This is a genomic window from Pseudomonas sp. FG35 (assembly GCF_057809295.1).
Genome location: NZ_JBMDJR010000004.1, coordinates 302,152 through 328,323, shown reverse-complemented (window position 1 = coordinate 328,323; position 26,172 = coordinate 302,152). Strand labels below are relative to the sequence as shown.

Here is a 26,172-nt window from a genome sequence, read left to right as displayed (position 1 = left end):
TGAGGAAAATTTGTGATCAACACGAAAAGGTTGAGTTTGTCTCATGTTGCCCTGGCTGTCGACAATGGCGCCATCTTTTACGCAATGGAGAACACTCGACATGGCCGTGGCACACACCCTGGGTTTCCCGCGCATCGGCGCCGACCGCGAACTGAAAAAAGCCCTCGAAGCCTGTTGGAAAGGTGATCTTGATCAGGCCGCCCTGAATCAGGTCGGCCGCGAACTGCGCGCCAGACACTGGCAACTGCAGAAGGACGCCGGCATCGACCTGCTGCCGGTCGGCGACTTTGCCTGGTACGACCAGGTGCTGACCCACTCGCTGACCTTCGGTGTGATCCCTGAGCGCTTCGACGCTGTGCGCGACGAGCGCGGCCTGCCGACCCTCGACACCTTGTTTGCCATGGCCCGTGGCGCCACGTCGTCCTGCTGCGGCGGTGAGCACGGCAAGACTCAATTCGCCCAGGAGCTGACCAAGTGGTTTGACACCAACTACCACTACCTGGTCCCGGAATTCAGCGCCGACCAGCAGTTCAAGCTGAGCTGGGAACAGCTGTTCGATGAAGTCGAAGAGGCCAAAGCCCTCGGTCACAACGTCAAACCGGTGATCATCGGCCCGCTGACCTACCTGTGGCTGGGCAAGGCGAAAGGCAACGACTTCGACAAACTCGATCTGCTCGAGCGCCTGCTGCCGGTGTACAACCAAATCCTCGGTCGTCTCGCGGCACAGGGCGTGGAGTGGGTGCAGATCGATGAGCCGATCCTCACCCTCGACCTGCCGCAAGCCTGGAAAAGCGCTTTCGAACGCGCCTATCACATCCTTCAGTACTCGCCATTGAAGAAACTGGTGGCGACCTATTTCAGCGGTCTGCAAGACAACCTCGGTCTGGCCGTCGGCCTGCCGGTGCAAGGCCTGCACATCGATGCGGTGCGTGCACCGGAGCAACTCGGTCAGGTGCTCGATCGCCTGCCGACCTACAAGATTCTGTCGGTGGGTCTGGTCAACGGACGCAACGTCTGGCGCTGCGAACTGGAGCAGGCGCTGGCGCAACTGCAACCGGCGCAGGAGCGTTTTGGCGATAACCTGTGGGTCAGCAGTTCCTGCTCGTTGCTGCACAGCCCGGTGGATGTCGAGCGTGAAGACAAGCTCGATCCGGAACTGAAAAGCTGGCTGGCGTTCGCCGTGCAGAAGTGCAGCGAAATCTCGGTGTTGCGTGATGCGCTGAACGACCCGCAAGCGCCGAACGTGCAAAGCGCACTGGCCGCAAGCCGCGCCATTCAGCAAAGCCGCGCCCGTTCGCCGCGCATTCACAAGGCCGAAGTTCAAGCGCGGATCGAGGCGATCAACGCCAGCGACAGCCAGCGTCATTCGCCGTTCGCCAAACGCATCGCCGCGCAACAGGCTCGCTTGAAGTTACCGACGTTCCCGACCACCACCATCGGCTCGTTCCCGCAGACCGGTTCGATCCGCCTGGCCCGTCAGGCGTACAAGCAGGGCAAGCTGTCGGCCAACGATTACCACGATGCCATGCGCAGCGAAATCCGCCACGCGGTGCAGGTGCAGGAACGCCTGGGCCTGGATGTGCTGGTGCACGGTGAAGCCGAGCGCAACGACATGGTCGAGTACTTCGCCGAACAGCTAGACGGTTACTTGCTCACCCGCTTCGGCTGGGTGCAGAGCTATGGCTCGCGCTGTGTGAAACCGGCGGTGATTTATGGCGATCTGTCCCGTCCTAACGCCATGACCGTGGACTGGATCACTTATGCCCAGGGCCTGACCGACAAGGTCATGAAAGGCATGCTGACCGGTCCGGTGACCATGCTGATGTGGTCGTTCCCGCGCGAAGACGTGTCGCGCAAAGTCCAGGCGCAACAACTGGCGCTGGCCCTGCGGGACGAAGTGGTGGACCTGGAAAACGCCGGGATCAGGATCGTGCAGATCGACGAAGCCGCGTTCCGCGAAGGCCTGCCGCTGCGCCGTGAACAATGGCAGGAATACCTCGACTGGGCGGTGCAGGCGTTCCGCCTGACAGCCTCGGGCGTGAAGGATGAAACGCAGATTCATACCCACATGTGCTACAGCGAATTCAACGATGTGATCAAGGCGATTGCCGACATGGACGCCGACGTGATCACCATCGAAACCTCGCGTTCGGACATGGAATTGCTCGAGGCCTTCGAAGCGTTCGACTACCCGAACGACATCGGCCCGGGTGTCTACGACATCCACTCGCCGCGGGTGCCGGACACTGCCGAGATGGTCAAGTTGATGAGCAAAGCCGTAAAACGGATTCCGGCCAAGCGCCTGTGGGTCAACCCCGACTGCGGGCTGAAAACCCGGGCCTGGCCGGAGACCGAAGCAGCGCTGGTCAACATGGTCGCGGCGGCGCGGCAGTTGCGCAGTCAGTTGGCGTAACACGCAAGAGACAGGGAGCGGCGAACCGCTCCCCGGGTCGTGTCAAAGCGCTTCGAACCAGGGCAGCACTGGCGAACGCTTGCCGATGTCGGCGTAGGGCAACGTTTGATCGTCAGCGTGGGTTTTGCCACGGTGTTCAGGCAGTTTCAAATGGGCTTTTTCGAAGTCGCCGAACGCTGGCCTGGCCTTGCTGTAGTGAAAATGTGCATACCACAACAGCCTGGGGGGCTGGAGGCTCAGATCGCGAATTTCGTATTCCTGCAGGTAGTCTGGCCGGCCGTCGGTGCGATTGCGCAGTTGCTTCATCAGCGCGACCTTGCGGACCTCCACGGCATTTTGTTGCAGCAGATCTTCGAGCATGCCATCGGTGGGGCTTCGGCTGGCAAGGGTTTGCCGGGTACGCATTTGCCGTCCTTGAATACGCATTCGGGCCGCCATGGCGTTCAGTTCTGCGACCACCGGATGTCCGGCGGACAGGGCTTCGATATCTCTGGCCCGGCGCGACAAGTCATTGGCTTCACTGACCATCATGTGTTCCAGATCCACCGGGAGCATGTCGTGTTCGGCATAGGTCTGCACCTTTGCCTGATAGGCCGGTTGTCCATCAAGCCGCTTGCGCGCATCGGCCAGCAGTGACGGCAGATGGCGGGGCGCCGGCGGCAGTGTTTGTGGCTGTGGAGTCACCTGGCGATACCGGCCGTTGGTTGCCTGCTCCCAGACTTGCTGCCCGGCTTTGCCGTGGTTCAGGACAAATTGCCGTTTGCGGGTTCTGAGTTCCCAGTTCTCCACCCCGATCAGCCACTGATCGTTTTCGGTCCGGAAGATTTTCTTGTCGCGCTGCCCGCCAGGGCGAGCGGGTACCGGAAGGTCGATGGCCTTTCTGGCACGCTCGGCCATGGCTTCCACGCCGGCCATCAACGGTTCGAACTCTTCCATATGAAAGTACTGGGGGTAACTGGCGGTCCACTGGTTCATTTCCCGGCGGTATTTTGCATAGGTGTCGAGGCAGTCAGTCAGTATCTGCATGCGCTGCGCCCGCGTGGCGCTGACTTCCGAAAGACTGAACTGAGTGAACAGGGCTCGGTCCATGTCGGCCCGCAATTGCCAGGCACTTTGTTGCAGATAACGCCAGGAGATATCGCCGGTGTGTTCGAAGTTCTGCACTGTCTCCAGGCGTTGCGAAGTCTTGACGTACCCGAGATTGAAATCGGTCATGCGTCGGTTCATGTCATCGACCACCGCCCTCAGTCTGGCCCTGTCCGTTTGCACGGTGATGAGGCTGTACCAACGGTTGAGATCGCTCATGAATCCTTCTACGTCCTCGATAGCGCTGATGATCTCGAGACGGGTCCGGTGCATGTCCTGACGCTGTCTCCAGCGCGCGTCGATCGACTCCGCCGGCAGCGCATCGAGGGCCTCATGCTGTGCATCGAGGTCATCCAGTCTTTTCCTGATGCGCTGGTTGGTGATCAGCGCGCGGTGTTTGAGGCGGTCGGTGATCAGTTTGGCGTCGCGGCTCTGTATATCCAGCAAGGCACGCAGCTTGTTGCCGTGGGAAAGGGGACGCAGCTCGGCCACTGTCTGAAACTGACGCTTGGCCAAGGCAATGTCATCCCGGCAGCATTTTTCTGCGGCCAGTCTGAACAGCAGATTATCGGGGTTCTGATAGTGGGTATTGATCACCACATCGCTTCTTCGGACCTGGGCGTCGATGCGGTTGCTCAAGCTGTCACATTCAAGGGTCAGCCGATGGTGCAACCGATAAGCGCGGTCGACCCACCGGCGCGGCAGGCGGTTGCGGATGGCTTGCGGCCAGACCGGATCGAGGGTGTCGGCGATGTACCCCAGCACATTGCCGCCACCGAGTCCCCCGCCCTCGAACGTGGTGCCGTAGACACCGAACCAGGTATCCCACTCACCTGCCTCGTTCAGGGCGATGGGTTGTTTATAGGTCTTGCGGGGGGTGCCGCTCAAACGCCAGTTGCGTGAATCACGACTCCATTCGACCTTGTAGACCCTGCCCTGGCGGACGATGAAATTCCCGTCGGCATGCCGGTAAATGTTTCGCCACACGCCACTGTCGACCGGTTGCACACCGGCCAGCGAGAGCGGGTTCTCATATTCGTATCCGGCGAATCGTTCGACGATGCGGCGCGTCTGGGTTTGATTGCGCAGCATCAGCGCTGCTGAGTCTGTCGCCAGGTTCCGAAGCAGGCGGGTGCGGGTCGCCGAACGAGCTTTGAGGCTCGCGCCGGCGCCGGGCAAAAGATCGATGGCGGCATCGATCAGGCACAGCAGTAGCGATTCGACCTCGGCCAGCCCATCGCCGACCTTGCCCCGCAGAAACGCCGCGACGGCCTGATTGCCGGCGATCCAGGCGTCATACAGCGCAATTGCCGTACCCACGAAGGGCACCAGCCCCAAGGCCATTTTCAGGTAGTTGAATACTCGGGGACCATTGAGGGCATAGCGCTCTTGGTACAGCGCTTCATTTGAGCGCGAGGTGCCGCGATGGGCCTCGATCAGGCGACCCATGTGGGCATCGAGCAGGTGCGCAGCGAGCGATGTGGTGGGTGGCCATTTCAGTCCGACGCCGATCATGCCGTCAAAGCGTTTATCCACTGCTTCAGCGATACGTTTTTCGTGGGCTCGGACGCTGCCCTGCAAGGCGCGGCCGGCGAGATAGCGGATCATCGTGTCCTGGCTGCAGCGATGGAACAGATCCTTGCGAGCCGCTTCGAGGCTGTCGTAACCACGCAGGAATCGACCGTCGGGCGCATCCGGCAGGTACAGCAATGTCGTGCCGCCTGCCTGTTCTTCGATAAAGGTCACGCCGGACAGCGTAGCGGGCCCTTCGCCCGGTGTGTCCGGACCACCGGCGGACAGGAACGCCGGGCGCAGCACAATACATCGATCACCATGGTTCCAGGCTTCGTCGGTGTCGGCGTCGATGGCCGTATCGAAGATCTGCAACGCAGATTGGTCGATCTGATGTTGCAGCCATGCGCATCGACCTTGCAGCCTGAGCATCAGGCGCCAGGGTTCGAGCAGGCATTCGCGCCGATGATCCCGCCGGAACGGCGGCTCGTCGGTCGCGCCTTTGAAGGTGCAGTAGATCAGTTGCTCGTAGGCCTTGGGCAGATCCAGCTCCGGCAGCAGCTTGCGCAGGTAGGGAAGGGTGATCCCCTCAAGCAGGACGGAGCGTTCGCGGTCGTCGCTGGCACTGACTTCGACCTGCATGAAGTCCAGGCGCATCAGCAAGGGTTCCAGATTCATCGACGGTGTATTGTCGATGTTGAGCTGCGCCAGGGTCTCCAGCGACAGGCGGCTGCGGGTGGCGCTGGGTATCGCCACCAGCTTCTGAGGTGTGCCGGGGGCGCCGGGCGCGTTGAATGTCTGTTTCTGCAGTGCCACCGAATCCGGCAGGTTCAGTTGCACCGAAAAATGCCCTTCAAGGGAAAAGTCCCGACGCAGCCGTTCCTGCAGACGCTGGCGGGTGAAATCCTCACGAGGCGGCAACGTGACGGCCAGCAAAGCGTGACTGCGGTTCATCGCAACGATCCAGGCCTGGATCAGTTCCTTGAGGGGGCGTTGTTCGGTTTGCGGCAGATTGCGCAGCCAGTCGGGCAACTGTGTGGCGAGGGTGGCGCTGCGTTGCTGATCCAGTCGAAAGTCCATGGCCAGCCGTCGGGCTGCGTGGATTGGCACTTGTAGAAGGGCAAGCGTCTGGCTGCGCAGGTGTTGCAGCTCATCTGCACGCTGTCGTGCCCGCGAGGGTTCGCTGTTGCGTTGGCGAATGGTAGCCGCCCGGGTTTCGAACTCGCCGGTCAGCTGATTCAACGCGTATTGCAGCGGATCGCCTGAGAGGGGTGTCAACGCCAGCGCCGGGCTGTCTGCATTTGCATGCACCTTGAACAACTGCTGTTCCAGGGCCTGGCGATCGGCGAACCGTTGCAGTCCGCCGCCGCTGCCGGGCCAGTAGAGCATCAGGCTTTGCGCGTGGTCTGGCGGGCGCTGCCCGCGCATCAGCACGAACGCGCCGTTGATCTCTTGATGGTTGATCGTGGTCCTGTTTTCCTCGGACTCGGTCAGCGACAGAGTGAGGCTGGCTGCTACAAATTCGCTATCGGCGCTGTCGGCTGTGCCAAGCATTGCTGTGAGCAGGTGATGTTCTTCAACGCTGATCTGATTCAGCGCCCTTTGCATTTGCGCTTCGGCAATCAGCCCTTGTCTGTGGGCGTTGTACAGCGCGGTGAACTGCCGATTGAACGTGGGGATGTCCAACGTTCGCTCGCGCTCGAGCAGTGCCCGCGCGGCGAGGTCGGCGGCTTGCTCGGCGTTTTCCTGCATCGTTTGCAGCGCTCTGAACGATCGCAGGGCTTCATCATCCGCCAATGACTCCAGTGCATCGAACGCTCGCTTGACGGCAACCTGTCGCAGGGACCAGGGCACATCGGCCTGCAGGTTGCCGAACAGTGACGGTTCATCTTCGCTCTCCGGCGTTGGGGCCGGGCTGTCCAGGCCGGGAGGCGCACTGAACGTGGCGAGGTTGCGCTGTCGGTCGATCCGCTCGGCGACGTCCAGCGAGCGAGGACCGTGTTCGGCCAGATTGCGTTTGCCGTCCGATCCGTTGCGCAACGCAGCGACTTGGGTCATTTGCTGCTGCGACAGCCACTCGTTGAAGACCATCGTCAGTGAGCGGCCGACCGCGGCATATTCGACCTGGAGGTTCTCGACCGGCAGTCCGGCGGGCACGAATGGCGGCTGCGCCAGCCAGGTCTGCACATCACTGCGTCGGGCGAAGGCCTGGATCGCATCCGCCTGGTCGGGCACGTACAGCAAGTGCGCAGCGTCGTCTGCGCGACTGATGACCCAGGCGGCCGCCGGTCTGACCCGCACGCCGTTGTGCAGTCGCAGGGTCGGCAGTTCGATGCGCAGGGTATCGTCCGAAGCGCTGCGTGTTTGCGCCCCGTCCATCAGCGCCCACAGGGGTTCCAGCTGTTCAGCCGTTACCGTGCGCCGGGCAAAGGCCATTTGTGCGGCGGCCTCGACATGTCCCCGATACAGACGATCGGCCTGATCCCGGCGGGACAGCGGCGTGCCAGGCGCTCGGGAGCTCCAGTAAGCCTGCCAGCGCTCATCGAGCGCCAGTGCCGGTTCGAGAGCCTTGATTTGTTCAAGCAATTGCGACGGGGTGAGTGTCGACAGGGCGTGGGCGCTGTTCACACCGGTCATCCGGCATCGGTTGTCGAGCCATTCTTCCAGTCGCGGATGCTGGACGACGAAGGCGCAGGCTGCCGTGAGACTGACAAAACGCTGCGCATGCCTGTTGGTCGGGTGAAACAGCAAGCCGCACTGCTGACCGTCCAGCCCCAGTTTCTCGTGGAGCAAGCGGTCGAGGGTATCGCGTACCGAGGGCGCGCCGGCGCACAGTTGGCGCAGCCCTTCGCTGCATGTCCGCCGACGGATTGCCGCGCTCTGTAGCAGGCTTTCATCGACAGAGACGGGCAGACGGGGGAACTCGTGCTGCAGGTTCAGCGGGGCAGGGAGATTTTCTAAAAAGGATCGTTCGACCATGGCGACAAGCTCAGACAAAGAGCGGCGGATCCGCTCATTCAGGCGTCATTCAAGAGCAATGGTCAGGGAGCGGGTGGTGCATGGTTATCGGGTCCAGCCGACCGCTCGGCACTCTTCATCAAACTGTCATCGAACTGTGGCAGCGCGCTTGAACAAACTTCATCAGACTCGCGCTCTACTGGGGTTCTGCGTTTCGGTGTTTTTCATGTTCAAGGGATTTTTTGCAGTCGCGGCGTTGTTGGCCGCGGTTTTTTTAGTTCCGGCGTCCTATGCGGCGTCGCGTTGCGACGTCAATGTACCGACCGAACGGGTCGATCTGGAGCAGGTGAGCCTGGCGTACCAGAGCATCGGCCGTGCGTCGGATCCGGCGTTGCTGCTGGTGATGGGGCTGGGCGGACAGTTGATCCACTGGCCGGATGAAGTGGTGGTTGCGCTGTGTCAGCAGGGGTTCCGGGTGATCCGCTATGACAACCGCGATGTCGGTCTTTCGACCTGGCGCCAGGCGCCGGCCGACGCCAACCTTACCTTTGAAGTGCTGCGCTACAAACTCGGCCTGCCGGTGGCGGCGCCTTACAGCCTTACAGACATGGCCGACGATGCGCTGGGCCTGATGGACGCGCTGCACGTCGAGCAATTCCACGTGCTCGGCGCGAGCATGGGCGGGATGATCGCTCAGCACATGGCGGCGATGGCCCCGCAACGGGTCGAGAGCCTGACGCTGATCATGACCAGCTCCGGCGCCGAAGGGCTGCCGGCGCCGAGCGCGGCGTTGGTGCAGTTGTTGTCACGGCGCGGTGCTCCCAATCGCCAGATCGCCTTGGAGCAACAGGCGGATCTGCTGGCGGCGCTGGGCAGTCCGACGGTCACTGATGATCGCCAGATGTTGCTGCATCAGGCGGCGCTGTCCTATGACCGGGCGTTCAACCCTGAAGGCGTGAAGCGCCAGATCATGGCGATCCTCGCCGAACCGAGTCGGGTGGCGTTGCTCAATCAACTGCGCGTCCCGACCCTGGTGGTGCATGGCACGGCGGATCCGCTGCTGCCGGTGATGCACGGCGTGCACCTGGCGGCGCACATTCGTGGCAGTCAGTTGCGACTGATTCCGGGGCTGGCGCACCGTTTTCAGGAAGCGTTCAAGGAGCCGTTGCTGGCGGCGGTGTTGCCGTATTTGCGCGAGCATCGCGAAGACACGTCGCACTGGGCGCAGATTTTAGGCTCGGGATCTGATTTTCTCTGAATGTAGATCGTTAGTTTTATTTCTATAATTTTAGAAAGTTAGTTGGATTTGCTCTTAGCAAGGGTTTCTTATTTCATTTTTATCTTGCGAACTGTTATTTCTGACAGTGGCGTGCTTGTGGTTGTCCGTTTATTTTTATATTGCGATGACGCATTGGTTTTATAAGGAAAGTGACATGAGAAATGGAAAGTTGTGGATGCTGGTGTTGTTTTTGCTGCAGGTAATATCGGGTCACGCTTATGCCATGACGGAGGATGAAATGGAAGAGGCGTATTGGGCTGATCCCGGAAAGTTTGATGCGGCCGCAGCAGCGTGGGATGAAGCTAGAAAGCCAAAACCACCAAATGCGTGTGAGACTGCCTGGAATAATAACACTGCTAATCATAGTTGCCTGACACATACGATTGCGGTTGAGCCAAATGGCAAATGCACTTTTGACTCAATTACGTGCAAGGATGGTGGGACTAATCCGACTAGTAATTGGACAGGCAACACAATTAGTGAAGCTCTTTCGGTAGTGCATGTGAATTCTTCTACCACCTATCTGGATTTAACAACTACACCCGAAATAGTTGGTCATTTGAACAACTGCCATGGGGCCCTTACAACTAGTCAATGTAAATAGCTGGACTCACGGTAAACGGTAAACGGTGACGAGCGTGATTTTTTATGCATGCAGCCGCACCCACACCGACACCAGCACCGTCGCCGCCATCAGCCACGCCACTGCCGCGACCGCCAGCGAAGCTTCGAGGCGCATGCGGTCGACCATCACGTACAGCGTCGCCAGATAGACGAAGTACGGAATGATCGACCACATGCCGAAGACGATGGTGGTCTTCAGGTCGTCGATCGAACGGCCCTTGCCGACGATGTAGTGGGCGATCAGGGCGAAGGTCGGGAACAGCGGCACCAGCCCGGCAATGTAGTAGTTTTTGGTCTTGGCCAGCATGGCGAGGATCACCACCACGGCCGCACCGAGCATTGCCTTGAAAATCAGATCCACGTTGTTCTCGCTTAATGGCTCAGGCCGTATTTTTTCACTTTGTCGAACAGCGTGGTCTTGGCCATGCCCAGTTCCAGGCTGGCCTGGGTCAGGTTGCCGCCGCTGCGTTGCAGGGCGTCGCTGAGCAGGTTGCGTTCGAACGCTTCCACCGCTTCGGCGAACGCCAGGCCCTGACCTGCGCTGCCCGCGCCGGTTTTCTTGAACGCCGGCAAACCGAGGGCAAAACGCTCGGCGACGTTGCGCAGTTCGCGCACGTTGCCCGGCCAGTCGTGGCTCATCAGGCTCGACAACGTCTGGTTGTCCAGCTCCGGCAGCGCCCGGTCGAAACGCAGGGCCGATTGCTGGGTGAAGTGTTCGAACAGTTGCAGGATGTCTTCGCGGCGTTCGCGCAGGGGCGGCAGTTCCAGCGTCACCACGTTGAGGCGGTAGTACAAGTCACTGCGAAATTCCCCGGCCTTGCTCGACTCGTCGAGGTCGGACTTGGTGGCCGCAATCACCCGGCAATCCACCGCCACGCTCTGGTTCGAGCCGAGGCGTTCGAGGGTGCGCTCCTGCAACACCCGCAGCAGTTTGATCTGCAACGGCAGCGGCATGCTTTCCACTTCGTCGAGGAACAGCGTGCCGCCGTCGGCGTGCTCGATCTTGCCGATCCGCCGTTTGCCGGCGCCGGTGAAGGCGTTGGCTTCGTGACCGAAGATTTCGCTTTCGAACAGGTTTTCCGGCAGACCGCCGCAGTTCAGCGCGACGAACTGTTTGGTGTGGCGTCGGCTGAAATCGTGCAGGCAGCGGGCGACCAGTTCCTTGCCGGTGCCGGTCTCGCCTTCGATCAATACGTTGGCCGAGGTGTCGGCGACGTTGGCGATCAGTTCGCGCAGGTTCTGCATGGCCGGCGAACGCCCGATGATCCGCCCTTCAAGGGAATCGCGTTCGGCCAGTTGCCGGCGCAGGGACGAAACTTCGCGATTGAGGCTGCGTTGCTCCAGCGCACGACGGGCCACGTCCACCAGTCGTTCAGGGGAGAACGGTTTTTCCATGAAGTCGTAGGCGCCTTTCTGCATCGCGCCGACGGCCATGGAGATGTCGCCGTGGCCGGTGATCAGCACCACCGGCAGGCTGCGGTCGCGTTGCTTGAGCCGGGTCAGCAGTTCCAGGCCGTCGATGCCCGGCAGGCGAATGTCGCTGATGACGATCCCGGCGAAGTTGTCGCCGACCTGCTCCAGCGCTTCTTCGGCACTGCCCACGCCGATGCAGGGGATGTCTTCGAGGGTCAGCGCCTGCTGGCAGCCGAGCAGGACATGGGGGTCGTCTTCGACGATCAATACACTGAGGTCGTTGTTCATATTGGCTCGGCAGGAGTAGGGCTTACCAACGGTAAACTGAGGACGAAAGTGGTACCACCGCTGGCCGGGTGCTCGACACCCAGATGCCCGCCGGTGGCGGCGGCGAGGCTGGCCGACAGGGTCAGGCCGAGGCCCAGGCCCTGTTCGCCGGGTTTGGTGGTGAAGAACGGTTCGAAAAGGTGCTTGCGCGCTTCGGCGTCGATGCCGTGGCCGTTGTCGCGCACTCGCAGGCGATATTTGCCGTTGAATTCTTCACCTTCGAGCCACAGTTCCGGCAGCGGTTGCGCCTGCATGGCGTCGAGGGCGTTGCCGATCAGGTTGACCAGAATCTGTTCCAGGCGGGTCTGGTCGATCTGCACCTGCGCATCGTCGAATTGCCGATGCAATTGCAGTGAAGCACTTTCAACTCGGGCGCCGAGCACTTGCAGCGCAGCATCCACCGCTTTGCCGAGGCTGGCGCGGCCCTTGTCGTCACCGCGCCGGGCGAAGGAGCGCAGGCTGGCGGTGATCCGGCCCATGCGGTCGATCAGGTCGTTGATGGTCTTGAGGTTGGTGCTGGCGACATCGAGCTGGCCGCGCTCGAGGAAGCGAATGGTGTTGCCCGACAGCGTGCGCATCGCCGCCAGCGGCTGGTTCAGTTCGTGGGCGATGCTGGTGGACATCTGGCCGATGGCCGCGAGTTTGCCGGCCTGCACCAGTTCGTCCTGGGCGCGGCGCAAGGTTTCTTCGGCCTGACGCCGTTCGCGGATCTGGCTCTTGAGCCGGTCATTGCTGGCGCGCAGGTCGGCGGTGCGTTCGGTAATCCGACGCTCCAGCTGATTGTTGGCTTCCTGCAGGGCTTCGCGGGCGGCGAGGCGGGTGGCGATGACCTTGCGCCGTTCGTTCCAGGCGATCAGCAGGAACGCCACCAGGGCAAACGCCACGGCTACCAGAATCCCCTGATTGATCGCTTCGCGCCGCAGATCCTGCAACGGGGTGAGCAGGGTGAAATTCCACGGGGTATCGCTCAGCGGTCGGGTTTGCGCCAGATAGCTGATGTTTTCCTCATCGCCATCCTGTTGGCTCGGCACTTCGCTGTTGGCCGGGAAGGTGAGCTTTTCCACGCCTTCGGACAGGGTTTCCCGGGCCAGCGGTTGCAGTTCGTTCAGCGGGAACCAGTAGTACTGCAGGCTGCGGGCGAGTTTTTCCTTGGTCTCGTCGCTCAGCGGTATCACCGATTTCAGGCGCCGGGCCGGATCGCTGGACAGAATGATGATGCCGTTTTCATCGCTGACGAACGCTTCGAGGCGCGCCCGCTGCCAGCGTTCCTCCAAGGCTTCCAGGCGCACCTTGACCACCGCGACGCCGATGATCTTGCCGTGTTCTTCGAGGCCGTGGGCCAGGTAGTAACCGGGTTCGCCGTTGGTGCTGCCGATCCCGTAGAAACGTCCGGGCTGGCCGCGGATGGCGTTCTGGAAGTAGGCGCGGAACGACAGGTCTTCACCGAGATAACTGTCGACGTCGCGCCAGTTGCTGGTGGCCATGACACGGCCGGTGGTGTCCATGACGTAGATGGCCCGACTGCGGCTGCGCCGGTTCAGGCCTTCGAGGTAATCGTTGACCGTTTGCCGGTGTTCCGGGGTCGGGTCGTCCAGCAGCAGCGAAACGCTCGACTCGAGTTCCAGCAGGCTGGGCAGGTAGGTGTATTTGCTGATCTCGCTTTCGACCGCGCGGGCGTGCAGTTCCAGCTGGCGCTGGCCGTTTTCGCCGAGGCTGCGGATGCCGAAATGTTCACTGGTCCAGAAGCCGATGTAACCCAGTCCGATCATCAGGGCGATGACCAGCGGCGGCAGGAACAGGTGGCGGATCAGACGGGGTTTCACGGCAAGTGATGGCGGCGTGGCGCGATAGAGAGTGGGGTCGCATTTCATCACAGATGCCTTGGGTCAACCACCTGCATTCCCCGACAGAGGATGTCGGGGAATGCAGCCGTTTTTAGTGCTGCAGGATTTTCTCGAGGAAATGCTGCGCGCGTTCGGAGCGTTGGCTGATGTTGCCAAAGAACTCTTCTTTCTTGCAGTCTTCGATGATCTTGCCGGCGTCCATGAAGATCACGCGATCGGCCACTTTACGGGCGAAGCCCATTTCGTGGGTCACGCACATCATGGTCATGCCTTCGTGGGCCAGTTGCACCATTACGTCGAGCACTTCGTTGACCATTTCCGGGTCCAGCGCCGAGGTCGGTTCGTCGAACAGCATGACGATCGGGTCCATCGCCAGCGCACGGGCGATCGCCACACGCTGTTGCTGACCGCCGGACAACTGGCCCGGATGTTTGTGGGCATGAGCCGACAGGCCGACGCGCTCGAGCAGTTGCAGGCCTTTCTTGGTGGCTTCTTCCTTGCTGCGGCCCAGCACCTTGATCTGCGCGATGGTCAGGTTTTCGGTGATGGTCAGGTGCGGGAACAATTCGAAATGCTGGAACACCATGCCGACGCGCGAGCGCAGTTTCGGCAGGTTGGTCTTCGGATCGGCAATCGACGTGCCGTCGACCACGATGTCGCCTTTCTGGAACGGCTCCAGTGCGTTGACGCACTTGATCAGGGTCGACTTGCCCGAACCGGACGGACCGCAGACCACGATCACTTCACCCTTTTTGACCTCGGTGCTGCAATCGGTCAGCACCTGGAAGTCCCCATACCACTTGTTGATGTTCTTGATAGAGATCATACGGCGAACCTTTTTTGCAGACGCTTGACCAGCACCGAGGCGGCAAAGCTGATGGTGAAGTACACGAGACCTGCGAAGATCAGGAACTCATTCGAGCGGCCAATGATGTCGCCACTGGCGCGCGAGGCGTTGAGGAAGTCCACCAGGCCCACGGTGTAGACCAGCGAGGTGTCCTGGAACAGGATGATGCTCTGCTGCAGCAGCAGCGGGGTCATCTTGCGGAACGCCTGGGGCAGGATGATCAGGCGCATCATCTGGCCGTAGGTCATGCCCAGTGCCTGCGCCGCGCCCATCTGGCCTTTCGGGATCGACTGCACGCCGGCCCGGACGATTTCGCAGAAGTAGGCCGCTTCGAACATCATGAAGGCCACGATGCACGAGGTGAACGCACCGATCGGGGTGTCTTCGCCGGTAATCCAGCGCAGCACGAACGGCACTGCCAGGTAGAACCAGGTGATCACCAGCAGCAGCGGGATCGAACGGAAATAGTTGACGTACGCACCAGCGATGCTCGACAGCAGTTTGCTGTGGGACAGGCGCATCAGCGCGAGGATGGTGCCGAGGATGATCCCGCCGACCACGCCCAGCGCCATCAGCTTGAGGGTCATCAGCATGCCGTTCCACAGGCCGGGAATGGCCGGAACGATGCCACTGAAATCGAATTCCATTATTTACCCCCCACGGAGATCAGGCCGGGCACGGCGACTTTCTTCTCGACCATGCGCATCAGCAGCATCAGGCTCATGTTGAGGGTGAAATAGATCAGGGTCGCCAGGGTGAAGGCTTCAAACAGGTTGGCCGAGAATTCGGCGGTCTGTTTGGTTTGCGCCAGCAGCTCCATCAGACCGATCAGGGACGCCACGGAGGAGTTCTTGAACACGTTCAGGAATTCCGAGGTGAGCGGCGGAATGATGATCCGGTAGGCTTGGGGCAGCAGCACGTTCCAGTAGATCTGCGGCAGCTTGAAACCCATGGCGCGGGCGGCGGATTCCTGGCCGCGTGGCAGTGCCTGGATACCGGTGCGAACCTGTTCGCAGACCCGGGCGGCGGTGAACAGGCCCAGGCACACGACAACACTCAGGTAGGCCGAAGTGGTCGGGTTCAGGTCCTGCTTGTACCATTCCTGCAGATCCGGCGGCAGCAGATCGGGCACCAGGAAGTACCAGATGAACAGCTGAACCAGCAGCGGCACGTTGCGGAACAGTTCGACGTAGCAGGTCGCGATGCCCGACACGATGCGGTTCGGCACGGTGCGCATGATGCCCAGCAGCGAGCCGAGCAACAGGGCGATGATCCAGGCCACGATGGCGATGGCGATGGTCCAGCCCAGACCGGAAATGAACCAGTCGAGATAGGTCTCGCTGCCCACGCCGGTGGACTTGAAGAACACGCCCCAGTCCCAGTTGTAATTCATTAGGGTCTCCCCTCGATTCGATCGATGTACAAGTGCCCGCCTGGGGAAGCTCCGTTCCCACCCTGATTGTGAAAATCAGGCACACGCGATCGGCTCGACAGCCACCGGTTCGAGTGTTTCCAATAAGTGCCAGCAGGGAGTGACCATCCCCTGAGAAGGCAGGCGCCTCCTCAGGGGATAAGGTTAGTCAGAAATCAGGATTTCTTGTCGTCAGCCGCTTTGTCGGTCGGATTGGCGATCAGGGCCTTGAGCTCGTCGCTCATCGGGAAGTTCAGGTTCAGGCCTTTTGGCGGAATCGGCTGCATGAACCATTTTTCGTAGATCTTGTTGATCTCACCCGAAGCGTAGGTCGCCTTGATGGCGTCGTCGACAGCCTTTTTGAACGGCTCGTCGCCCTTGCGCATCATGCAGCCATAGATTTCGTACGACTGTGGAGTGCCGGTCACGGCCCAGTCGGAGGCTTTCTTGGCTTTGGCGGCTTCGCCGGCCAGCAGGGCGTCGTCCATCATGAACGCGACGGCACGACCCGATTCCAGCATCTGGAAGGATTCACCGTGGTCCTTGGCGGAGATCACGTTCATGCCCATCTGCTTGTCGGCGTTCATTGCCTTGAGGATGCGCTCGGAAGTGGTGCCGGCGGTGGTCACGACGTTCTTGCCTTTCAGATCGTCGAAGTCCTTGTACTTGGAGTCAGCCTTGGACAGCAGGCGGGTACCGATTTCGAAGATGCCGACGGAGAAGTCGACCTGTTGCTGACGCTCGACGTTGTTGGTGGTGGAGCCGCACTCGACGTCCACGGTGCCGTTCTGCACCAGCGGGATACGGGTTTGCGAAGTGACGAGGTTGTATTTGACCTGCAGGTTTGGCAGGTCGAGGTCTTTCTTGATCGCTTCGACGATGGCCAGCTGGATATCGTGGGAGTAGCCGACCGGCTTGCCGGAAGCGTCAGCGATGTAGGAGAAAGGAATGGAAGCGTCACGGTGGCCCAAAGTAATGACGCCGGACTCTTTGATCTTCTTAAGGGTGCCGGTGAGTTCGGCAGCGAAAACTGGTGTGCTGATCAGAGCGGCAGCAATGGCTGCGCCCAGGATATGGGGAACGATGCGCATCAAATTTTCCTCGACATTGTTTTTTTTATGGAGCCGGTTGAGCGGGCCCTTTGTACTTCGAATGCCTGACGGCTCCTGCTGTGTTGGCGCAACAGGCATTCGTCGAAGGAGTGTAGAGCATGAGTCGTGCCAGACCAGTCGATAGGCGTTAATGCATTGATTTATAACGTTATTAAAGTTTTGTGATGGTGTTTTTCCATCAATCTGATCCGGTTAACCGAATTGACCGTCAGGTCGCGTTCGGAAAACCGAACGTCTTCGCTGCGCCTTGTTTCAGCCTGAATGCAAAAAGCCCCTGAATCTCTCGATTCAGGGGCTTTTTGTTCAACGACGAACGGATCAGGCCGCTTCGATCTTGCTGCGGTTCTGCTCGACCTTGTTCAGGTACGCCGCCAGTCTTTCTTGCTCGGCTGGCGTGGTGAACAGGCCCAGTTTGCTGCGACGCCACAGAATGTCACGCGCGGTGGTGGCCCACTCTTCAGTGCACAGGTAATCGACTTCACGGGTGTAGAGCCCGCCGCCGATGTGTTCGCCCAAGTCGGCCAGGGTGTCGACGCCTTCGAGCATGCGCCAAGTGCGGCTGCCGTAGGTGGTGGCCCAGCGGCGGGCAATTTCGGTCGGTACCCAGTCGAACTTGTCGCGGATCAGCGCGCTCAGGGCCTGTGGCGTAGTCATGTCTTCGCCGCCGGGCAGGGTGGCGGTGGCGGTCCAGCTCGGGCGCATCTGGGTGAAGAACGGCATCAGCTGCGCCATCGCCGACTCCGCGAGCTTGCGGTAGGTGGTCAGCTTGCCGCCGAACACCGACAGCAGCGGCGCCTCCTCGGTGCTGCCGGACAACGCCAGGGTGTAGTCGCGGGTCACGGCCGAGGGGTTGTCGGATTCGTCATTGCACAGCGGGCGCACGCCCGAGTAGGTGTGCAGGATGTCGCCACGGCTGATCTGCTTCTTGAAATGGGCATTGACCACTTTGAGCAGGTAATCGGTTTCGCCGTCGGTGATCGCCACTTTGGCCGGATCGCCGGTGTACTCGCGGTCGGTGGTGCCGATCAGGGTCAGGTTGTTCAGGTACGGGATGGTGAAAACGATGCGCTGATCTTCGTTTTGCAGAATGTGCGCGTGATCGCCTTCGTACAGCTTCGGCACGATGATGTGGCTGCCCTGGATCAGACGGATGCCGTACGGCGATTCCATCTTCAGGTCGTCACGGATGAACTTGGCGACCCACGGGCCTGCAGCGTTCACCAGCGCTTTGGCGGTGATCGAAAACAGGCTGCCGTCGGCACGCTCCAGGTTCAGGTGCCAAAGACCCTTGGCGCGGCGGGCGCTGACACAACGGGTCTGGGTGTGAATATGCGCGCCTTTTTCACGGGCGGCCATGGCGTTCAGCACCACGAGGCGGGCGTCGTCGACCCAGCAATCGGAGTATTCGAAGCCTTTGCTGATTTCGCTTTTCAGTGCGCTGTCGGCGCCGAACTTCAGGCTTTTCGAGCCAGCCAGTTTTTCGCGCTTGCCGAGGTGGTCATAGAGGAACAGACCCGCGCGGATCATCCATGCCGGACGCAGGTGCGGACGGTGCGGCAGCACGAAACGCATTGGCTTGACGATGTGCGGGGCTTTGGCCAGTAGCACTTCGCGTTCGGCCAATGCTTCGCGCACCAGACGGAATTCGTAATGTTCGAGGTAGCGCAGGCCACCGTGGATCAACTTGCTGCTGGCTGACGAAGTGTGGCTGGCCAGGTCGTCCTTTTCGCAAAGGAACACCGAAAGACCGCGACCGGCGGCATCCGCTGCGATCCCAACGCCATTGATCCCGCCGCCGATGACAGCGATGTCGTAGATCTCGGAGATAGGGGGCGTACGCAAGGTAGATGTGGACATCGGCTGGCCTCGGGCTCTTTTGATTTTCTGTCTTGGAAATCGAACATTAATGTTCATTTGCGAAAATGGTAGCCCATAAAGACGCGCGCAGCCAGTCGACTTCGATTGAAAAAACTCATCGAAGGGCCGAGAAAGGAAAATATTCGAACATCAGATGCGCATAGGGCGCCGGTGCAGGCGCCTTATGCGGAGGAGAGGGTTAAACGACTTCCAGGCGAATCTTGTGCTGGCTCAGCAGTTGCGCCAGGGCTGGCACCGGCTGCTGATCGGTCACCAGGCAATCGATCAGGCTGATCGGGCCGAGGCGGATCATCGCGTTACGGCCGAACTTGCTGGAGTCCGCCGCCAGGATCACCTGCCGGGCATTGGCGATGATCGCCTGGGACACCCGCACTTCCTGGTAATCGAAGTCGAGCAGGCTGCCGTCTTCGTCGATGCCGCTGATGCCCACCAGCGCAAAGTCGACCTTGAACTGATTGATGAAGTCCACGCTCGCCTGGCCCACCACGCCGCCATCGCGACGCACATTGCCGCCGGTCAGCAGCACATCGAAATCATCCTTGGCACTGAGCATCGAGGCGACGTGCAGGTTGTTGGTGATGATCTTCAGATGGCTGTGATTGAGCAGGGCGCGGGCAATCGATTCGGTCGTCGTGCCGATATTGATGAACAGCGAGGCGTGGTCGGGGATCTGCGCGGCGATTGCTTCGCCGATGCGTTGCTTTTCATCGCGCATCTGATCGGCGCGCATCGCGTAGGCAGTGTTTTCGACGCTGGAATCATAGGCGGCGCCGCCGTGGTAGCGACGCAGCAGATTGGCTTCCGCCAGTTGATTGATATCGCGGCGGATGGTTTGCGGGGTAACAACGAACAGCGTGGCCATTTCCTCGATGCTCACATAGCCGCGTTCGCGGACCAGTTCGAGGATTTGCTGCTGACGGGGAGGCAGATTCATGGGGCTTCCTTTGGGCTGCCGTGCAAAATTTGCCCATGATGCCGCAGGAATCCGCTCCCTACCAGTTACATACGGATACGAGTACTCAGGTTGGCTTATTCAGCGTCTTCACGCGCCCAGTCACGGGTACGGCTGACAGCTTTTTTCCAGCCTTTATACAGCTTCTCTTTCTCGACTTCGTCCAGGCTCGGTTCGAATTCGCGCTCGATCACGGCCTTGCCGCGCAGTTCTTCCAGGCTGCCCCAGAATCCGCACGCCAGACCGGCCAGATAAGCTGCGCCGAGCGCCGTGGTTTCGCGCATTTTCGGACGCTCGACCTGGGTGCCGAGGATGTCGGCCTGGAACTGCATCAGGAAGTTGTTTGCCACCGCGCCGCCGTCCACGCGCAGGGCCTTGAGGCGTTCGCCGGAGTCCTGTTGCATGGCGTCGAGGACGTCGCGGGTCTGATAGGCAATCGATTCCAGAGCAGCGCGGATGATGTGATCCACGCGCACGCCACGGGTCAGGCCGAACAGGGCGCCACGGGCATACGGATCCCAGTAGGGCGCACCGAGGCCGGTGAAGGCTGGCACCAGATACACGCCGTTGCTGTCCTTCACTTTATTGGCGAAGTATTCGGTGTCGTGGGCGTCGTTGACGATCTTCAGTTCATCGCGCAGCCACTGCACGGTCGAACCGCCGTTGAACACGGCACCTTCCAGGGCGTAGGCCACTTCGCCGCGCGGGCCGCAGGCGATGGTGGTGAGCATGCCGTGCTGGGATTTCACCGCTTTGTCGCCGGTGTTCATCAGCAGGAAGCAACCGGTGCCGTAAGTGTTTTTTGCCTGGCCCGGCTCGACGCACATCTGGCCGAACAGCGCAGCCTGCTGGTCGCCGGCGATACCGCCGATGGCGATGCCACTTTTGGTACGGCCGTAGATTTCCGAAGAGGCTTTGACTTCCGGCAGCATCTCGCGCGGGATGTCGAGGATCTCCAGCATCTTCGCGTCCCACTCCAGGGTGTGGATGTTGAAGAGCATGGTGCGCGAGGCGTTGGTGTAGTCGGTGACGTGGACTTTACCGCCAGTGAATTTCCAGATCAGCCAGCTGTCGACGGTGCCGAACAGCAGTTCGCCGTTGCGCGCGCGCTCACGGCTGCCTTCGACGTTGTCGAGGATCCACTTCAGTTTGGTGCCGGAGAAGTACGGGTCGGTGACCAGTCCCGTAGTGTCGCGGATGTAGTCTTCATGACCGTCGCGCTTGAGCTGCTGGCAGATCTCGGTGCTGCGCCGGCATTGCCAGACGATCGCGTTGTACACCGGGCGGCCGGTGGTCTTGTCCCAGACCACGGTGGTTTCGCGCTGGTTGGTGATGCCGATGGCGGCGACCTGGTCATGGTGCAGGCCGGCCTGGGCCAGCGCTTCGACCATCACCGCGCTCTGGGTGGCGAAGATTTCCATCGGGTCGTGTTCGACCCAACCGGCTTGCGGGTAGTGCTGGGCGAATTCGCGTTGTGCGGTGCAGACCACGTTCGCGTCGCGGTCGAAAATGATCGCGCGGGAGCTGGTCGTACCCTGATCGAGGGCAATGATGTAGTTCTTATTCTCAATGTCGGTCATGTCGATTGCCTTGGACGAAATAAGGGAGAGTGGGCCGTGGCGCGGTCTCTATCAGGGCAGGAGTCCGCGCCGACTGTTTCAAGAAGTTCTTGGTTTGCCGTCAATGGCCGGTTCTGCATCCTTTGTAGCAGGTGTGGCGCCGGTCAGGTGACGGGCAATCAGCCCGCGATACCCGGCAGCGCCGAGGCAGGCACCGACAATCGGTGCAAAAATCGGAATCAGGAAGTACGGGATTTCACGTGCGCCGGTGAAGGAAATTTCACCCCAGCCGGCGAAGAAAGTCATCAGTTTCGGGCCGAAGTCCCGTGCCGGGTTCATCGCGAAACCGGTCAGCGGGCCCATCGAGCTGCCAATCACGGCAATCAGCAGACCGATCAGCAGTGGCGCCAGCGGGCCTTTCGGCAGGCCGTTGTTGTCGTCGGTCAGGGACATGATCACGCCCATCAGAATCGCAGTGATGATCACCTCGACCAAGAACGCTTGCGCAGTCGACAGCGCAGGGTTCGGGAAGGTGGAGAACACCGATGCCAGTTCGAGGCTGGCTTCAGTGCCGCGAACCATATGGTGAGTTTGTTCGTAATCGAAGAACAGGTTGCTGTACAGCGTGTAGACCAACAGCGCGCCGCAGAAGGCGCCGGCGACCTGGGCCAGAATGTAGAACGGCAGTTTGCGCTTTTCGAAGTCGGCGAAAATGCTCAGGACGATACTGACGGCAGGGTTCAGGTGCGCGCCGGAAACGCCGGCGGTGAGGTAGATCGCCATGCTGACGCCGACGCCCCAGATGATGCTGATTTCCCAGAGACCGAAGCTGGCGCCCGCGACCTTGAGCGCGGCGACACAACCCGTGCCGAAAAAGATCAGGAGTGCAGTACCCAGAAACTCGGCCAGGCACTGGCTCGAGAGCGAAGGTTGCTGTAACGCAGTTGTCATTGAAAACCTCGGTTTTTGTTGTTGTCTGGCGCGTTGCCGACAGGGCAAGGCGCGATTTTCGCCGAGGCAGGATCCCCATCCTGTTCCCGGTTTACTGCTGGGTGCTGCGATGACCATAATTCTTACATTATTCAGATTCGAAAAAATATAGACAAGAAACAAACCTGTCAAAGGTCGAAAGTGAACCACCAGTCACAAATAAACTATCAGTCATGTGAATGATCCTGCGGATCACCCGGCCTGCCCGGCTGTTATCCGCCCGCAAACCCCGGGAAACGTGGCGCGTGGTAGAGCCTTTTGCCCAGCGATGGCCTAAAATCCGCCGCAGGATTTTTTGCCACTGCCGAGCCCGGAGCTGCCATGACCCCTGCGTTGGACTTGTTGAAAAAAGTTCGTGCCGAACATCACGTGCACAGTTACGAACATGACCCGAAGGCCGCGTCATATGGCCTGGAGGCCGCGGAGAAACTGGGGCTCGATCCGGCGCAGGTATTCAAGACGCTGCTGGCGGCCAGCGAGAAGGGTGAGTTGCTGGTGGCAGTGGTGCCGGTCGTCGGAAGTCTCGACCTCAAGGGGCTCGCCCACGCCGCCGGCGTGAAAAAAGTCGAGATGGCCGACCCGGCCGCCGCGCAACGCTCCACCGGTTATCTGTTGGGCGGCATCAGTCCGCTGGGGCAGAAAAAACGCCTGCGTACCTTCATCGATAATTCGGCCCAGCCTTTTGCGACCATTTATGTCAGTGCCGGCCGGCGAGGGCTGGAAGTGGAACTGGCGCCGGCAGTATTGGCAGAACACACCCAGGCGAAATTTGCCGACATCGGTCGCCCTTGACGTCTGTATGAAGAAAATTGGCCGGCACTGTCACTGGCGCTGATCCGGCCGGCGCTGCATGCTCGTTCGACTGACACAGGGAGAAGGTTATGCAGCTCGAGTTTCATCAGGTCGACGCGTTCAGTGATCGGCCCTTCAGCGGTAATCCGGCAATGGTCTATCGGCTCGACGCGTGGCTCGCGGACGAACTGATGCAGAAGATCGCCGCCGAGCACAATCTGGCGGAAACCGCGTTTCTGGTGCGCGAGGGGCAGGTGTGGCACATCCGCTGGTTCACGCCGACCACCGAAGTGCCGCTGTGTGGTCACGCGACCCTGGCCAGCGCCTACGTGCTGTTCGAGATCTATAAGGAAACGGCCGAGCGTCTGGACTTCACCTGCAAGTCCGGGCCGTTGAGCGTCAGCCGCGAAGGCGACAGGCTGTGGCTCGATTTCCCGGCCATCGAAGCGGTGGAGAAAGGCGTCACCCTGGAGATCGAGCGGGCGCTGAATGTTCAGGCGGTGGACGTCCTGAGTTCCAACGAACTATTTGTGGTGCTGGAGTCCGAGCAGGCGGTGCTCGATTGCACGCCGGACATGATCGCCCTCGCCAAGCTGCCGTGGCTGGGCGCGATCGTCACCGCGCGGGGCAATCAGCATGATTTTGTCTCGCGCTATTTCGCCCCGGCGATCGGTATCAATGAAGACCCGGTCACCGGCTCGACCCATTGCAGCCTGATTCCGTACTGGTCGAAACGTCTGGGCAAATCCAGCCTGACCGCGTGCCAGCGTTCGGCGCGGGGCGGTGAACTGTTCTGTCGGCTGGAGGGCGAGCGAGTGAAGATCGGTGGGAATGCGACGCTGGTGGCCAGCGGCACATTGATGCTGGGCTGAGAGCAAAAAAACAAGGGAGCCATCAGGCTCCCTCATTGTTTGGGTGCAGATCAGTGCGCAGTACTGTAACGGCGGACGCCGTTTTCCACCGCCGGAATCTGCGCCGCCGTGCTGCCGGAGGCCTGGAACAACACCAGATGTTCCGCTGCCACTCGAATCCCGACATCCGCACCCACCTGATGGTCGGCATGGCTTGGGAAGATCGATTCCAGCTGCGCACCGGTCGGCAGTTGCAGGCGATACAGGGTCGAGGCGCCGAGGAACGTCTTGCCGACGATCCGCGCTTTCAACCCGCTGTCCGGCGCGTAAACGATGTCGTCCGGCCGCAGCAGCACATCCACTGCGCCACCGACCGGCCAGGTGTAGGCGCGATTGCCGCGCAATTCGCCGAGTTCGGTCTGCACCGATTCCGGGCTGCCGAGCTGGCCGCGAATGAAGTAACCCTGACCGATGAAGCTTGCGACAAATGGCGTCGCCGGCTCGTGATAGAGGTTGTACGGCGTGTCCCACTGTTCCAGCCGGCCTTCCTTGAACACGCCGACGTGATCGCTGACGGCGAAGGCTTCTTCCTGGTCGTGAGTCACCAGAATCGCGCTGGTGCCACGGGCCTTGAGGATGTCGCGCACTTCATGGCTGAGCTTGCGGCGCAACTCGCCATCGAGGTTGGAGAACGGCTCGTCGAGCAGCAACAGCTGCGGCTCCGGTGCCAGGGCGCGGGCGAGAGCGACACGTTGTTGCTGGCCGCCGGACAGCTCATGGGGGAAGCGCTTGCCGAGGTTCTTCAGGTTGACCAGTTCCAGCAGCTCTTCGGTGACGCGCTCCTTGTTCGGGTGCTTGCGGATACCGAAGGCGATATTGTCCGCGACACTCAGGTGCGGGAACAGCGCGTAGTCCTGGAACACCATGCCGATCCGGCGCTTTTCCGGAGCGAGGGTGAAACCGGCGCTGGAGATCACTTCACCGCCGAGAGAGATTTCCCCTTCGTGCACCGGCTCAAAACCGGCAATCGCGCGCAGGGTGGTGGTCTTGCCACAGCCGGACGAGCCGAGCAGGCAGCCAATGTCACCGGCGTTGAGGTGCAGGTTGAGGTTCTGCACCACACGTTGATCTTGATAGCCGCAAGCGAGGTTGCGCAGGTTCAGCAGTAATTCATGACTCATGCGTGGTGATATGCCGGTTCGACGAGGAACTCGAGCAGGGCCTTCTGTGCGTGGAGACGGTTTTCTGCCTGATCCCAGGCGACGGAGCGCGGATCATCGAGCAGGTCGAGGCTGATTTCCTCACCGCGGTGAGCGGGCAGGCAGTGCATGAATAGCACGTCATCGGCAGCCAGGTCGAGCAGGGCGCGGTTGACCTGAAACGGCGCGAACAGTTTGAGGCGCTTGGCGGTTTCCTCTTCCTGCCCCATGGAGGTCCAGACGTCGGTGCTCACCAGATGCGCGCCGCGCACGGCGTCTTTCGGGTCGCGGACGATGGTCACGCGGTCACCGGCCTTGGCCACGAATTCAGGGTTTGGCTCATAGCCTTCCGGGCAGGCCACGCGCAACTGGAAGTCGAACTGGATCGCCGCTTCTATATAGCTGTTGCACATGTTGTTGCCGTCGCCGATCCAGGCCACGGTCTTGCCCTGGATCGAGCCGCGGTGTTCGAGGAAGGTCTGCATGTCGGCCAGCAACTGACACGGATGCAGGTCATCGGACAGGCCGTTGATCACCGGCACGCGGGAGTTGGCAGCGAATTCGGTCAGGGTGCTGTGGGCAAAGGTACGGATCATCACTGCGTCGAGCATGCTCGACATGACGATGGCGCAGTCGCCGATCGGCTCGCCACGACCCAGTTGGGTGTCGCGCGGCGACAGGAAGATCGCCTGGCCGCCGAGCTGGATCATGCCGGCCTCGAAGGAGATCCGGGTACGGGTCGAGGATTTCTCGAAGATCATCCCCAGGACGCGGTTTTTCAGAGGCTCGAACAGTACGCCGCGGTTACGCAGGTCCTTGAGCTCAACGCCTCGACGGATCACGCTGACCAGCTCTTCGGGCGTGCAATCCATCAGGGAGAGAAAGTGCCTTGCGCTCATCATTGACTACCTTTTTGCTACAAACCGCAGATGCTCAAAGCCTTGTTTATCGGAACAACGGGCGAGACCTGCGGCGTAAGCCGCACGGGGGCGACGAAATAGGGGAAGGCGCGATATTGACACTAAATGTCGCGTTTTTCCAATAGGCTACGGTTTTTGCAGAAATGCGCCGGGGTTGGAACAGTGCGAACACTGTGATTTCCGGTAAGTTTTCGAGAGGGCAGCA

At 60.7% G+C, this 26,172-nt stretch carries 19 protein-coding genes; 5 read left to right on the top strand and 14 right to left on the bottom strand.

Going from position 1 to position 26,172, the window contains the following annotated elements:
* Positions 1-100 precede the first annotated feature (100 nt).
* Positions 101-2,413: a 5-methyltetrahydropteroyltriglutamate--homocysteine S-methyltransferase gene (metE, locus tag ACODTD_RS10545; RefSeq protein WP_489104819.1), complete on the top strand. Its 2,313-nt coding sequence runs from the start codon at positions 101-103 to the stop codon at positions 2,411-2,413.
* Between the two features lie 42 nt (positions 2,414-2,455).
* On the opposite strand, the gene ACODTD_RS10540 is transcribed toward metE, so the two are convergent.
* Positions 2,456-7,990, bottom strand: a complete 5,535-nt coding sequence (locus ACODTD_RS10540) for a dermonecrotic toxin domain-containing protein (protein WP_489104818.1) — start codon at positions 7,988-7,990, stop codon at positions 2,456-2,458.
* A gap of 205 nt (positions 7,991-8,195) precedes the next feature.
* On the opposite strand from ACODTD_RS10540, the gene ACODTD_RS10535 reads away from it, so the two are divergent.
* On the top strand, positions 8,196-9,227 hold the full coding sequence (locus ACODTD_RS10535; protein ID WP_489104817.1) for an alpha/beta fold hydrolase: 1,032 nt from the start codon (positions 8,196-8,198) through the stop codon (positions 9,225-9,227).
* A gap of 175 nt (positions 9,228-9,402) precedes the next feature.
* The gene (locus ACODTD_RS10530; RefSeq protein ID WP_146615285.1) at positions 9,403-9,852 is read left to right on the top strand and encodes a hypothetical protein; all 450 of its coding nucleotides are present in this window, start codon (positions 9,403-9,405) and stop codon (positions 9,850-9,852) included.
* Positions 9,853-9,894: 42 nt separating this feature from the next.
* Here ACODTD_RS10530 and ACODTD_RS10525 read toward each other — a convergent pair whose 3' ends face one another.
* From ACODTD_RS10525 to ACODTD_RS10475, 11 genes are all read right to left on the bottom strand, one after another.
* Positions 9,895-10,224, bottom strand: coding sequence for a GlpM family protein (locus tag ACODTD_RS10525; RefSeq protein ID WP_162831789.1), 330 nt, complete (start codon positions 10,222-10,224; stop codon positions 9,895-9,897).
* Positions 10,225-10,244: 20 nt separating this feature from the next.
* Entirely contained in the window at positions 10,245-11,573 is a 1,329-nt protein-coding gene (gene aauR / locus ACODTD_RS10520) for a two-component response regulator AauR (RefSeq protein ID WP_085606770.1), read from the bottom strand.
* On the bottom strand, positions 11,570-13,483 hold the full coding sequence (gene aauS / locus ACODTD_RS10515) for a two-component sensor histidine kinase AauS (protein ID WP_489104816.1): 1,914 nt from the start codon (positions 13,481-13,483) through the stop codon (positions 11,570-11,572). The genes aauR and aauS overlap by 4 nt, the downstream gene beginning before the upstream one ends.
* 64 nt (positions 13,484-13,547) lie before the next feature.
* The gene (locus ACODTD_RS10510) at positions 13,548-14,282 is read right to left on the bottom strand and encodes an amino acid ABC transporter ATP-binding protein (RefSeq protein WP_221615288.1); all 735 of its coding nucleotides are present in this window, start codon (positions 14,280-14,282) and stop codon (positions 13,548-13,550) included.
* Positions 14,279-14,950: an amino acid ABC transporter permease gene (locus ACODTD_RS10505; protein WP_007953172.1), complete on the bottom strand. Its 672-nt coding sequence runs from the start codon at positions 14,948-14,950 to the stop codon at positions 14,279-14,281. Before ACODTD_RS10505 ends, ACODTD_RS10510 begins: the two co-directional genes overlap by 4 nt.
* Positions 14,950-15,696: an amino acid ABC transporter permease gene (locus ACODTD_RS10500; protein ID WP_007953174.1), complete on the bottom strand. Its 747-nt coding sequence runs from the start codon at positions 15,694-15,696 to the stop codon at positions 14,950-14,952. Before ACODTD_RS10500 ends, ACODTD_RS10505 begins: the two co-directional genes overlap by 1 nt.
* Positions 15,697-15,890: 194 nt before the next feature.
* Positions 15,891-16,805, bottom strand: a complete 915-nt coding sequence (locus tag ACODTD_RS10495) for a glutamate/aspartate ABC transporter substrate-binding protein (protein ID WP_011335750.1) — start codon at positions 16,803-16,805, stop codon at positions 15,891-15,893.
* 339 nt (positions 16,806-17,144) lie between these two features.
* Positions 17,145-18,683 carry a glycerol-3-phosphate dehydrogenase gene (gene glpD, locus ACODTD_RS10490; protein WP_011335749.1) on the bottom strand — a complete coding sequence of 513 codons (1,539 nt, stop codon included), beginning with the start codon at positions 18,681-18,683 and terminating at the stop codon, positions 17,145-17,147.
* Positions 18,684-18,882: 199 nt separating this feature from the next.
* Positions 18,883-19,638, bottom strand: coding sequence for a DeoR/GlpR family transcriptional regulator (locus ACODTD_RS10485; protein ID WP_007953179.1), 756 nt, complete (start codon positions 19,636-19,638; stop codon positions 18,883-18,885).
* 95 nt (positions 19,639-19,733) lie between these two features.
* Positions 19,734-21,236 carry a glycerol kinase GlpK gene (glpK, locus tag ACODTD_RS10480; protein WP_011335748.1) on the bottom strand — a complete coding sequence of 501 codons (1,503 nt, stop codon included), beginning with the start codon at positions 21,234-21,236 and terminating at the stop codon, positions 19,734-19,736.
* 78 nt (positions 21,237-21,314) lie between these two features.
* Complete coding sequence (locus ACODTD_RS10475; RefSeq protein WP_489104815.1) at positions 21,315-22,166, bottom strand: MIP/aquaporin family protein; 852 nt, start codon at positions 22,164-22,166, stop codon at positions 21,315-21,317.
* Between the two features lie 360 nt (positions 22,167-22,526).
* Between ACODTD_RS10475 and ybaK the strand changes: the two genes are divergently transcribed.
* A complete protein-coding gene (gene ybaK / locus ACODTD_RS10470; protein WP_011335746.1) occupies positions 22,527-22,997 on the top strand; it encodes a Cys-tRNA(Pro) deacylase in 471 nt (156 codons plus the stop codon).
* A gap of 89 nt (positions 22,998-23,086) precedes the next feature.
* Entirely contained in the window at positions 23,087-23,869 is a 783-nt protein-coding gene (locus ACODTD_RS10465; RefSeq protein ID WP_011335745.1) for a PhzF family phenazine biosynthesis protein, read from the top strand.
* A gap of 50 nt (positions 23,870-23,919) precedes the next feature.
* Here ACODTD_RS10465 and ACODTD_RS10460 read toward each other — a convergent pair whose 3' ends face one another.
* Both ACODTD_RS10460 and argF read right to left on the bottom strand, forming a co-directional pair.
* On the bottom strand, positions 23,920-25,029 hold the full coding sequence (locus ACODTD_RS10460) for an ABC transporter ATP-binding protein (RefSeq protein ID WP_011335744.1): 1,110 nt from the start codon (positions 25,027-25,029) through the stop codon (positions 23,920-23,922).
* Complete coding sequence (gene argF, locus ACODTD_RS10455; RefSeq protein WP_039765834.1) at positions 25,026-25,946, bottom strand: ornithine carbamoyltransferase; 921 nt, start codon at positions 25,944-25,946, stop codon at positions 25,026-25,028. Before argF ends, ACODTD_RS10460 begins: the two co-directional genes overlap by 4 nt.
* Positions 25,947-26,172 lie beyond the last annotated feature (226 nt).